Here is a 12,078-nt window from a genome sequence, read left to right on the forward strand (position 1 = left end):
GCACATATTTTAGTTTATTTTCTATTAAGCTTCACATAAGTTTCACTCTATATTTGTTGCAGGATAATTAGTAATTTAACAAAAACACCGAAAATCATGAAAAATCTATTTAAAGCAACAGTTTTGGTTTTAGCATTAGTATTAGGTAATACTTTGAACGCTAAAGACATAGAAGTAAAGGTGAGCGAAGAAAAATTAGTAGTAGAGTTAGATAATACTCAAGAAGGATCTACACTAATTTTAGCAGATATGAATGGAGAGGTTCTTTTTAAAGATGCTTTAATGGAGTCTTCTTATAAAAAAGCTTTAGACCTTCACAGCATTCCTTCTGGAACTTACTTTTTAAATTTCGAGAAAAACGATAGTATTTTAACTACAGTGATCACTAAAGATGCTGAAGGCGTAACTGTAAAGAAAACAGAATCTAAAATTTTCTTTAAGCCTTTCTACAAAACTTTAGAAGATAAAGTATTAGTTTCCTTTACAAACCCAGGTTACGAAGATGCAACATTTAGAATCTACGATGCTGAAGGAACTTTAATGTCTTCTTCAACAAACAATGACCTTGTGGTAAAGAAAACTTTTGATTTCTCTGAAGTACCTGCAGGAGAATATTTAATTTCTTTAAAAGTAGGAGAGCGTACAATTACTAAAACTATCACATTAGGATAAAACCTTGGAATAAACTCCAAACAACTTAATAGAAAAAGCCGACTAAATTATTAGTCGGCTTTTTTAATTTAATCCCTCATTAAAGTTTTAATTCCCCGAGCCTTACCTTGAAATTAAAAAAGATTTTGCTATGGTACCTCGTGGCTTTCCCGAGGTTCCTGATTTATATTGTTTAAAGCTTGAATGAAAAACCATCGTCGGTTTTTCTCTTGTATTTTTCCTGATCGAATTTATATAGGAAGCTTCCTTTTCTGGAAGAACTCATGTCCTTTTCATCCAATTTCACTAAAATATCAAAAGAGTTTATTTTATTGATGAAGTTACGCTTATCCAATTCTTCCCCTAAGATCGCTTCATATAATTTCTGAAGTTGTCTCATCGTAAATTTCTCTGGAAGTAATTCGAAGCCAATGGGACCGTTTGAAGCACGGTATCGTAATCTACTAATCGCATGTTTTACCATTTTACCATGGTCAAAAATTAGATCTGGAGCTTCAGAAAGTGTAAACCACTTGGCTGAATAATTTTCGGTAAGTTCAGTATTATGCTCGGCAATATTGATCAAGGCAAAGTAAGAAACCGATAAGGTTCTTTCTACCGGATCCCTGTCTACTTTACTAAAATTATAAAGTTGTTCCAGGTAAACATTATTGATTCCCGTTAGATGATGTAAAATTCTATTGGCGGCATGATCCAGATTTTCATCTTTTTTAAGGAATCCACCCATTAGCGACCATTTGCCACGTTCGGGTTCAAAATCTCGCTTAATAAGTAATATTTTAAGTTCTTCTTCATCGAAGCCAAAAATGATGCAGTCTACAGCGAGCAGAACTTTATCTTCAGAACTATAACTATGGATCATTGGTAGAATTTAAAAAGTGCCAATTTAGGATAATTTCAAAGTAAATCATAATAGAAACCGGTTTCTAAAGTAATTCAAAAAATTAACAAACTAAGCAGGACACCACAGTATGGCAGGTATAGAGCAGGATAGAATTATGAAATTCATTTATTTAATAAGCTATAGTTAAAAATATGTAAAAAAATATTTGCTTTTTTAATGAAACTTTAATTAAATTTGGAAATGTAAAATTCACACTTATAAAACTAAAGTTTAATTTATGCTAATTTCAAAATTACTAATTAGCGCAGTGGGAAAAATACGAAAAGGTTTTCGATTTTTTTTCATATTAATGATGATGTTGGGGATGTCATCATTTGCGCAATCGCAGGAATTAATTACTGGTATGGTAACATCAGAGGTTGATGGTATGCCTTTGCCAGGTGTTAATGTAATTATTCAGGGAACTTCTACAGGAACGGTCACCGATATTGATGGTAACTACTCTATAGAGGCAAGCGAAAACGATGTACTTGTATTTTCATTTATTGGTTTTCAACAACAGGAAATCACGGTAGGTACACAAACGGAAATTAACGTTGCACTATCTGAAGACCTTAATGCTTTAGATGATGTTGTAGTTGTTGGTTATGGTACTCAAAGAAGAGAAGATCTAACAGGTTCTGTAGCGGTTATTAAAGCCGAAGAAGCACAGAAAGTATCTAATAGTGATGTTTCTGGTTTATTGCAGGGACGTTCTTCTGGAGTTACTGTAACTAGTGGAGGTGAGCCTGGTGCTGCACCAAACGTACGTATTCGTGGTGTCGCAACCTTTGGTGACAGTCAGCCACTTTATATTGTAGATGGAGTTCCTGTTGGAACTTCTATTAGAGATTTTAGTCCTAATGATATAGAATCTATTCAGGTATTAAAAGATGCATCAGCTGGTGCGATCTATGGATCCCGTGCCGCAAACGGAGTTGTAATTATTACTACAAAAAATGGTAAGAAAAACACTCCGCTTAAAATTAGTTACAGCGGATACTATGGTGTAGATGAAGTACCGCAGGAAATTCCAGTTCTTGGCAGAGAAGATTATCAAATGATCGTAAATGAAAAAAGAGAGAATGCAGGGATGCCTCTGATTGCTGGTAATGATCCATCTTCAGACTTGTTTGTAGATGATATAGATACAGATTAGCAGGAAATAGGATTGAAGAGCGGTAGTCGCCAAAATCATAATGTAAGTCTTTCTGGTGGAGGGGAAAACATCTCTTATAATGCCTCTTTAGATTATTTTCAAAACGAGGGTGTATTAGTTGGAAATGCTCCAGATTACGAGAGATATTCAGGAAGAATCAATACTGTTATGGAGAAAGGAATTTTTAAAGTTTCTCCATCTATTTATTATGCACACAGTTTTGAAAATAACCTAAATTATAGAGGTGGCGTTTTAACTGGTGGTCGTCCGCCATTAATTAATGACCTGGTTATGGCTATTCCAACATTAGCTCTATACGACGAAAATAATGCTGGTGGCTATGCAGGAACAAGTTCTCAAATTCATCAAACAATTGCTTTGAACGTTCCGGGTGCAAACTCGCTTTTCGAAACGACAACTGAAGTGGATAGAACTTTTGCGATCTTAAATCCGCAATTACAGATTCTGGATGGAGAAAATCATAAGCTTAAGTACAAATTAAATTTAAGTTATGATAAGACAATAGCGAGAGATTTCTCTTTTATTCCTGCATTTAATCTAGGATACTTCTTTAATTCAGGAATTTCTTTATTAGATCAAGATACCAGAGTTTATACAGTTGGTTTAGTTGAAAATACCTTAACGTATAACGGAACTTTTGGAAAACATAATTTTGAATTGTTATTAGGACAAACTTTCCAGTCTAATAAAGCTGAAACAACTAATGCACATTCAGAAAACTTACCACAGCCGTATTATCCAGTGCTTTCAAATGGAGAAAATCAAAATGCTGGTGGTAGTAATAATGAGAGTTCTTTAGCGTCTTATTTTGGACGTTTAAATTATAATTTTGATGATCGTTATTTAATAACAGCAACTGTAAGAAGAGATGGATCTTCACGATTTGCGCCACAAAACAGATACGGTACTTTTCCATCACTTGCTTTGGCATGGCGTTTATCTAATGAAGAATATTTGAATCTACCGGACGAGGTAAGTAATTTAAAGTTGAGAGCAAGTTATGGAGAACTAGGAAACCAGAATATTGCTAATTATTTATACCAACCGGTAATTAATCGTAACATACTTTACAATTTTGATGGAGCTTCAGTTACTGGTGGATTACAAACCAGTATAATTTCAGAAGATATTAAATGGGAAACAACTACCTCATTTAACGTTGCCATGGACGCTAGCTTATTTAATAATGCAGTAGATCTAACAGTAGAGTATTATAATAAGGAAACTACAGATGTATTGGTGGGAGTTCCAATTCCTGCTTCAACAGGTAGTATTAACCAGGCCCCGGTTGTAAACGCGGGTAGTTTAAAAAACTCTGGTGTAGATGTAGAATTAACCTATCATTATAATAATCTAGAGGATTTTAATTTCGACATTTCTGCTAATATGAGTACTATCAATAACGAAGTGTTAGCATTAGGAGGTAATGATGAACCTGTTTATGGAACAGGAGCTATAACTCAGGTAGGTGGAGAAGTAGGTGAGCATTTTGGATATATTTACGATGGTATATTCCAGTCTCAGGATGAGGTAGATAATCATGCTTTTCAAAGTGCTGCAACAGCACCAGGAGATGTTATTTTTAGAGATTTAAATGGTGATGATGTTATTAATGCTGAAGACCGTACAACTTTAGGAAGCGCATTACCAAGTGTTACCTATGGTTTAAATTTTACCGCAAATTATAAGAATTTCGACTTTACTTTATTTGCATCTGGTGCAGCAGGTTTTTACATAAATAGTAGATTATATCGTACCTTAATGTGGTCTACAGATTATGTGAATTCTCACACAGATATTTTAAATCGCTGGACACCAGAAAATACCAATACTAACATTCCACGTGTAGTGGCTAACGATCCTAATGGGAATGCTAGAGATTCAGATAGACCGGGATGGCTTCAAAAAGGTGATTATTTAAGATTGAATACGATTTCTTTTGGATACACAATCCCTTCAGAAACCTTTAATGATGTGCTAAGCTCTTCAAGAGTTTATGCAACAGTTCAGAATCTTCACACTTTTCAGCATTATAAAGGATATAATCCTGATTTCAACTCGGGTGTTTTTAATCCAGGATTCGATAATGGAACGTATCCAAGACCAAGAACTTATATGTTAGGCGTTCAATTGTCATTCTAAAAAAAGAAAAAACTATGAAACTATATAAAACATTAATTTTAAGTCTAGCTCTGGGAGGATTAGTATCCTGTGATGATGATCTAGAGCTTTCTAATCCAAATAGTCAAACGACAGAAGCTTTTTGGGAAACAGGTGACCACGCGATCGAAGGTATAAATGCTGCTTATAATAGTATGATCATAGATGGATACTATATGCGTATGACGCCAGCATTAACAGACGGTAGAGGAGATGACTTTACTGGGGATAGCCCATGGCTTGATTTAGTTCAGGCTGGTAATTTCACCCTTTTACCTACTTCTGGTCCTATACAATGGATGTGGTCTGCGTATTATCAGCAGGTTTTTAGAACCAACCAGGTTTTAACAAATGTTCCAGAAATTGAAATGGACGAAAACGTAAAGGAGCGCGTGTTAGGACAGGCGTATTTCTTAAGAGCCTTTGCTTATTTTCATTTAGTTACAAATTTTGAACGTGTTCCATTAATTACAACCGTTCCAGAGAACGAAGACGAGTACTATCCTCCAACGGCATCTCAAGAAGAAATTTGGAATCAAATCATTTCAGATCTTCAAAATGCACAAGATATGTTGCCGGTAGATTTTGCATCTGTAAGTGGTGCAGACCAGGGCCAAACGGGTAGAGCTACAAAAGGCGCTGCTACAGGTTTTTTAGGTAAAGCATACTTGTATACAGAACAATGGCAGGCTGCCGCAGATGAGTTTGCTAAACTTATAAATGGATCAGACGTTAGTGTTTACAGTTTAACTGCAGATTATCAGGATAATTTTAGTCCTTTTACAGAAAACAATTCAGAGTCTTTATTCGAAGTCCAGTTTGCTACCCCAGATCAGGTTGGTGGAACTGTAATGAACTATGGAGGAGAACCAACATCTGGATGGATGCAGGTTTCTTCTGTAGGGCATACATATGCTATGGATGGGTATGGATACTCAGACTTCTTGCCTACACGATGGATCTATAATGAGTATAAGGAAGAAGAAACAGTAGATGGAAATGTAGACCCTAGATTGTTAGTAACTATCGCTTCGTATGAGCCTCAGGCAAATTCAACTACGGTTTATAATGGAACTCCATGGCCTCATGCAGAAGATGCAATTTATCCTAGAAAATATACGCACGACGGTTTAGGTTTTGATACTGAAAGCCAAGGAAGGGTAGAGTTATCTGAGATTAATTATAGAGTAATGCGTTATGCAGATGTATTATTAATGTATGCTGAAGCTTTAAACGAATTAGGACAAACTTCTGAAGCATACCAATATATTCAGCAGGTAAGAGATAGAGCGAACCTACCGGAACTTTCTTCTGTAATGCCAAATATGACACAGGAAGAAATGCGTGATCAAATTGCACATGAAAGAGCATTAGAATTTGCGATAGAAAGTATTAGGATTCATGACATCATACGTTGGGGATGGCTATATGATGACGAGAAATTAAGTGAATTACAAGATCATGATCCCGATTTTAACAGTTGGACGCCAGGAAAAGAATACTTGCCGATTCCACAAACAGAACTTGACGTAAATCCTAATTTAGAGCCGAATTCAGCTAATTAATTAACCCATAAAACTAATATGAAAAGAAGCAAATTATTTCAATTGCCCTTACTTTGTTTGGTGCTTTCCTTTGCAGGTTTGCAAGCCCAAACAACAATATCCGTAAAAAATGATCAGGATGCACCGGTTATTAACCGTAATATTTATGGTCATTTTGCAGAACATTTAGGAAGATGTATCTATGGCGGATTGTACGTAGGGGAAGACAGCGAAATTCCTAATATAGACGGAGTTCGTACAGATCTTATTGAAGCACTTAAAGATCTTCAAATCCCTATTCTTAGATGGCCGGGTGGTTGCTTTGCAGATACCTACCACTGGAAGGACGGAATTGGTCCTTTAGAAGATCGTCCAACTATTGTAAACCAATGGTGGGGAGGAACAACAGAGGATAACAGTTTTGGTACTCACAACTTTTTAAATCTTTGTGAAGAACTTGGTGCAGAGCCTTACCTTGCTGCTAACATTGGGAGTGGTACAGTAAAGGAATTTGCAGATTGGATCCAATATGTAAATCATGACGGTAGAAGCCCGATGGCAGATCTTCGTAAAGAAAACGGAAGAGAAAAACCTTGGGGTGTGAAATACTGGGGTGTTGGTAACGAAATGTGGGGTTGTGGAGGAAACATGACACCAGAATATTACGCTAATCTTTATCGCCAGTATGCAACTTTTATGACCAGTTGGGATAATGAAACCGGATTGTACAGAATTGCTTCTGGAGCAAATGTAGACGATTATCACTGGACAGAAGTTTTAATGCGTGATGTCCCTAATAGTTTGATCGAAGGTGTGGCTTTACACTCTTATTCTTTTGTAGAATGGGGAGACAAAGGAGATGCTGTAGATTATAATGAAGCTCAATATTTCTCAACTATGCAAACAGCTCTAAAGATGGAAGAGCTGGTAACGAAGCATAGCGAAATTATGGATAAATACGATCCAAAAGGAGAGATCGATCTTATTGTAGACGAGTGGGGTGGATGGTACGAAGTTCAGGAAGGAACAAATCCTGGATTTTTATATCAGCAAAATACAATGCGTGATGCAATGATCGCGGGTGTTTCATTAAACATTTTCAACAATCATAGTAAACGTGTAAAAATGGCCAATCTGGCTCAGACTGTTAACGTGTTACAAGCTGTAGCCTTAACCGATGGAGCAAAAATGCTTCTTACGCCAACGTATCACGTAATGGAAATGTATAAAGTGCATCAGGATGCGCAACTACTTCCGGTAGAGTTCGATTCACCAGAATATACATACGAAGGAGAGTCTTTACCAGCGGTATCAGTTTCTGCTTCTAAAGATAGCACTGGTGTAGTACATATTTCAGCGGTAAATATTGATTCTGAAAAAGAAAATGAAGTAGAATTCGATCTTTCAGAATTCGATATTGATGATTTTAATGCTGAAATTTTAGTTTCAGAGGAGTTACAGGATCATAATACTTTTGATGATCCAAAGAAAATAACCCCTTCAGAATTTAAAGATTTTAAGTTTAAGAAAGGAACTCTAAAAATGACACTACCTCCGTTTTCTGTAGTGGTTTTAGAGAGTAAATAATACTTATGATTAAATTAGATAACATAGTATTTTTAAAAAGATCATTAATGATTTTAATCATCATCGGAGCATTTAGTTGCTCTGATGATGATACTTCATTTTCAGGGATACCTGAAGATGAAGAAGAAGAGGAGATTGATGAATCAGATTTTGATGGTCCAACGTATAGCGATGATTATACCTCTATGGCATCATGGGCAGAACGGTCTTCATGGAACTTAGCAAATGTTCACGATCCCAGTATTGCTAAGGATGGTGAGTATTTTTATATGTACCAAACCGATGCTTCTTATGGTAATGCGCATGCAGGTAATGGTCATTTTCCATACAGGCGATCAACAGATCTGGTAAATTGGGATTTCCAGGGAATGGCTTTTCAGAAAGTACCATCCTGGGTTAAAGATTCATTAAACAGTCTTAGAGCACAAATGGATCCGCCGTTAGATCCAATTGAAAATCCAAATTATGGATTTTGGGCACCAGAAATTGCAGAGCTTAACGGTACCTATCGATTGTATTACAGTATTGTAGTTCATAATCCTATTATAGGAAATGATAATACCGAATATTGGACCGAGCGTGCTTTTATAGGTTTAGCTGAAACAACCGATCTTTCTTCAAACCAATGGGAAGATAAAGGAATGGTGGTAAGTTCTGTGCCAGATGGACTCGAAACTTATACTCGGAATGGTGGAGGTGACTGGAGTGGTTATTTCAAATTTAATGCAATAGATCCTAGTTTTATAGAAACTCCAGATGGAGAACAGTATTTAATTTATGGATCGTGGCATTCTGGGATTTCATTATTAAAATTAGATCCTACAACCGGAAAACCTACCGAGTTAAATTCTCTGGAAGATTATGGCACAAGAATCGCAGGTAGAGGAGATGTGAACAATAATCGCTGGCAGGGATTAGAAGCTCCTGAAATTATTTATAATGAAGAAACTGGATATTATTATTTATTTTTAACTTACGATGAGTTATCTGTTGCGTACAATACTCGGGTAGCACGTTCAGAAAATATTGAAGGACCTTACTACGGAATTAATGGGGGTAATGTAACCAATGGAGCGGAAGCTTTTCCGGTTTTAACGCATCCTTATAAGTTCGATAATCAACCTGGTTGGGTTGGTATTTCGCATTGTACGGTTTTTAAAGATGAAGCTTCGGGAAAATGGTTTTATAGTTCACAGGGAAGATTACCAGATGGTGTCCCAGGAATTAATGCATCAAATGCGGTGATGATGGGGCAGGTTCGTGAAATTTACTGGACAGAAGATGGCTGGCCGGTAGTGGCTCCAGAACGTTATGCAGCGGTGCCAGATGAAACGGTAACCGAAGAAGATTTATTGGGAAAATGGGAACAAATTACCCTGCAATATGAATATAGAACAATGCAAACCTCTGTAGATATTGTACTTAACGAAAATAATACTTTGGGCGGTGCGCTTAGTGGATCATGGTCTTTTGATGAATCTGCACAGATATTGCAAATAAATGGGAGTGATTTTATAATAGATAAAGCATGGGATTGGGAGGCTTCCCCAAGAAGAACCACAATTACTTATGCAGGAATTTCTAATAATGGATATTCTATCTGGGGTAAAAAATCATAAAATTAATTAGAGAATGAAAATTAGAATTCCCGGTTTTAAAAAGACAGGATTAGTTGTAGGAACCCTAATACTTTCTGCGACCAGTTTTGCGCAACAAAGTCAGCTTTCACTTTTCGACCTCAAAGACGTAAAACTTCATGAAAGTATGTTTGAAGAAGCGATGTTTACAGATTTGGATTATATCATGCAAATGGATCCAGATCGTTTGCTGGCGCCTTTTTTACGTGAGGCTGGTTTAGAACCAAAAGCAGAAAGTTATCCAAACTGGGAAAATACAGGTTTAGATGGTCATATTGGCGGTCATTATTTAACTGCACTTGCCCAAATGTATGCTTCAGCGGGTAGCGAAGAAGCTTTAGAGCGATTAAATTATATGATCGCTGAATTAAAAAAAGCTCAGGATGCCAATGGAAACGGTTACGTAGGAGGAATTCCTGAAAGTGACCGAATTTGGAAGGAAATTTCAGAAGGAAAAATAAATGCAGGCGGATTTAGCCTTAACGGTGGTTGGGTGCCGCTTTATAATATTCATAAAACCTATTCCGGATTGCGTGATGCTTATCTTATTGCGGGTAACGAGGACGCAAAGCAAATGCTTATCGACCTAACCGATTGGATGATCGATATCACCGCAAATCTTTCCGAAGCACAAATTCAGGAGATGTTGGCTTCAGAACATGGCGGTTTAAATGAAACTTTTGCTGATGTTTACAAAATGACCGGCGATCAAAAATATCTTGATCTGGCTTATGCTTTCACTCAAAAGCAGGTTTTAGATCCTTTAGAGAATGAAAAAGATATTTTAAACGGAATGCATGCAAATACGCAGATTCCAAAAGTTATAGGTTTTGAAACTATTGCGGCTTTAGATCAAAATATAGATTATCACAATGCGGCCACATATTTCTGGGAAAATGTGGTTAATAATCGCACCGTTTCTATTGGAGGGAATAGTGTTAGAGAACATTTTCATCCAGCCGATGATTTTTCGAGTATGGTAAGTAGCGTACAGGGGCCAGAAACCTGTAATACTTATAATATGCTGAAGTTAAGTGAAAAGCTGTTCTTAGCTGATGCTGAAGAAAAATACATGGATTTTTACGAGCAGGGATTGTACAATCATATTCTTTCTTCGCAGCATCCAGAAGGCGGATTTGTATATTTCACACCAATGCGTCCCGGCCATTATCGCGTGTATTCTCAGCCAGAAACCAGTATGTGGTGTTGTGTAGGTTCAGGATTAGAAAATCATGGGAAATACAACGAAATGATCTACGCACACAGTGAAGATGAGTTGTATGTAAATCTTTTTATTGCTTCTGAAGTAAATTGGTCAGCCAAGAATTTTAATCTGATACAGGAAACCGATTTCCCAAATTCAGAAGAGACTTCTTTTAAAATTGAAACTCGAAAATCGCAAAAATTGACTATAAATCTTCGTTATCCATCCTGGGCAGGCGAAGGTTTTAATGTTGAGGTAAATGGCAAAGAGGTGAAATTCGATAAAAAACCGGGCTCTTTTATTTCGATTAATAGAAAGTGGAAAGATGGAGATCGAATTTCGATGAATTTGCCTATGAATATTTCTTCGGAAAGGTTACCAGATGATTCTAATTACGAATCTTTAAAATATGGGCCTTTAGTTTTGGCTGCAAAAACCGGAAAAGAGGATTTAAAAGGACTTTTTGCAGATACAAGTAGAGGAGGGCATATTGCTGAAGGTAAAAAGATCCCACTTTCAGAAACACCAATGTTCCTTTTAGATAATTTAGATAATCTTGCTTCTAAAGTCAAAGTAGATTCAAAAAAAGAGCTTCGATTTTCAGCAAAATCGGTTTTATATCCTTCTGAATTTCAGGATCTGGAATTCGAACCTTTTTATAAAGTGCATGATTCCAGGTATGTTATTTATCTACCGGTACAAACTCCAGAAAGTCTTGAGGCTATTCAGCAAAAAAGAAAAGAACAGGAAATTGCCGAACGTGAGCTAGAAGAAAAAACGATCGATTATGTAAGCCCCGGTGAACAACAACCAGAATCAGATCATTTTATTAAAACCGAAAATTCGAATGCTGGGGTAAATCAGGATCGTCATTGGCGTGACGCCACAGGTTGGTTTAGCTACGAATTTAAAGATACAAATAACGAAGCTGCAAGAATTAGACTAACCTATTTTGGACAAGATCGCGATCGGAAATTCAAGATTTTGATCAATGGAGAGTTGGTTGCCAGTGAGCATTTAAAAGGTGAAAATGGAGCCGAATTCTTTACAAAGGATTACGAATTACCTAAAAAGATTGTAGAACAAGAAAATGATACCCTAACAATACGCTTTGAAGCCGAAACTGGTTCTAGAACTGCCGGAATTTATGGCGTAAGACTAATGAAAAAACAATGAGAAAGCTTACAAAATTAATATTAAGTGGTGCGCTA

General features: G+C 36.5%; 8 protein-coding genes. 7 read left to right on the plus strand and 1 reads right to left on the minus strand.

Features of this window, described 5'->3' with window-relative positions; all coding sequences use genetic code 11:
• Positions 1-96: 96 nt before the first annotated feature.
• Positions 97-672 (plus strand): T9SS type A sorting domain-containing protein, encoded by a 576-nt coding sequence (locus INR75_RS13580; RefSeq protein ID WP_223089194.1) that lies wholly within the window; start codon positions 97-99, stop codon positions 670-672.
• A gap of 172 nt (positions 673-844) precedes the next feature.
• On the opposite strand, the gene INR75_RS13585 is transcribed toward INR75_RS13580, so the two are convergent.
• Positions 845-1,534, minus strand: coding sequence for an NUDIX domain-containing protein (locus tag INR75_RS13585; protein ID WP_223089195.1), 690 nt, complete (start codon positions 1,532-1,534; stop codon positions 845-847).
• 289 nt (positions 1,535-1,823) lie between these two features.
• Here INR75_RS13585 and INR75_RS20500 point away from each other — a divergent pair, with 289 nt between their 5' ends.
• From INR75_RS20500 to INR75_RS13610, 6 genes are read left to right on the plus strand one after another with little or no spacing between them, the layout of a single operon-like run.
• Entirely contained in the window at positions 1,824-2,714 is an 891-nt protein-coding gene (locus tag INR75_RS20500; protein WP_255584545.1) for a TonB-dependent receptor plug domain-containing protein, read from the plus strand.
• A 12-nt stretch (positions 2,715-2,726) separates the two neighbouring features.
• Positions 2,727-4,877, plus strand: a complete 2,151-nt coding sequence (locus INR75_RS13590; RefSeq protein WP_255584546.1) for a SusC/RagA family TonB-linked outer membrane protein — start codon at positions 2,727-2,729, stop codon at positions 4,875-4,877.
• Between the two features lie 14 nt (positions 4,878-4,891).
• The gene (locus INR75_RS13595) at positions 4,892-6,460 is read left to right on the plus strand and encodes a RagB/SusD family nutrient uptake outer membrane protein (protein WP_223089196.1); all 1,569 of its coding nucleotides are present in this window, start codon (positions 4,892-4,894) and stop codon (positions 6,458-6,460) included.
• 18 nt (positions 6,461-6,478) lie between these two features.
• Entirely contained in the window at positions 6,479-8,026 is a 1,548-nt protein-coding gene (locus tag INR75_RS13600) for an alpha-N-arabinofuranosidase (RefSeq protein WP_255584547.1), read from the plus strand.
• Between the two features lie 47 nt (positions 8,027-8,073).
• Positions 8,074-9,645, plus strand: a complete 1,572-nt coding sequence (locus INR75_RS13605; RefSeq protein WP_255584548.1) for an arabinan endo-1,5-alpha-L-arabinosidase — start codon at positions 8,074-8,076, stop codon at positions 9,643-9,645.
• 13 nt (positions 9,646-9,658) lie between these two features.
• Entirely contained in the window at positions 9,659-12,043 is a 2,385-nt protein-coding gene (locus INR75_RS13610) for a glycoside hydrolase family 127 protein (protein WP_223089198.1), read from the plus strand.
• Positions 12,044-12,078 lie beyond the last annotated feature (35 nt).

The sequence above is a fragment of the Zunongwangia sp. SCSIO 43204 genome (genome assembly GCF_019904275.1).
In the GTDB taxonomy this organism is placed as follows: Bacteria; Bacteroidota; Bacteroidia; order Flavobacteriales; family Flavobacteriaceae; genus Zunongwangia; species Zunongwangia mangrovi.

Excerpts from the sequence above, each read along its gene's own strand:
- INR75_RS13600 (WP_255584547.1), top strand. The coding sequence starts at position 6,479 with ATGAAAAGAAGCAAATTATTTCAATTGCCCTTACTTTGTTTGGTGCTT.
- INR75_RS13585 (WP_223089195.1), bottom strand. The coding sequence starts at position 1,534 with ATGATCCATAGTTATAGTTCTGAAGATAAAGTTCTGCTCGCTGTAGAC.
- INR75_RS13580 (WP_223089194.1), top strand. The coding sequence starts at position 97 with ATGAAAAATCTATTTAAAGCAACAGTTTTGGTTTTAGCATTAGTATTA.
- INR75_RS13605 (WP_255584548.1), top strand. The coding sequence starts at position 8,074 with ATGATTTTAATCATCATCGGAGCATTTAGTTGCTCTGATGATGATACT.
- INR75_RS13610 (WP_223089198.1), top strand. The coding sequence starts at position 9,659 with ATGAAAATTAGAATTCCCGGTTTTAAAAAGACAGGATTAGTTGTAGGA.
- INR75_RS13595 (WP_223089196.1), top strand. The coding sequence starts at position 4,892 with ATGAAACTATATAAAACATTAATTTTAAGTCTAGCTCTGGGAGGATTA.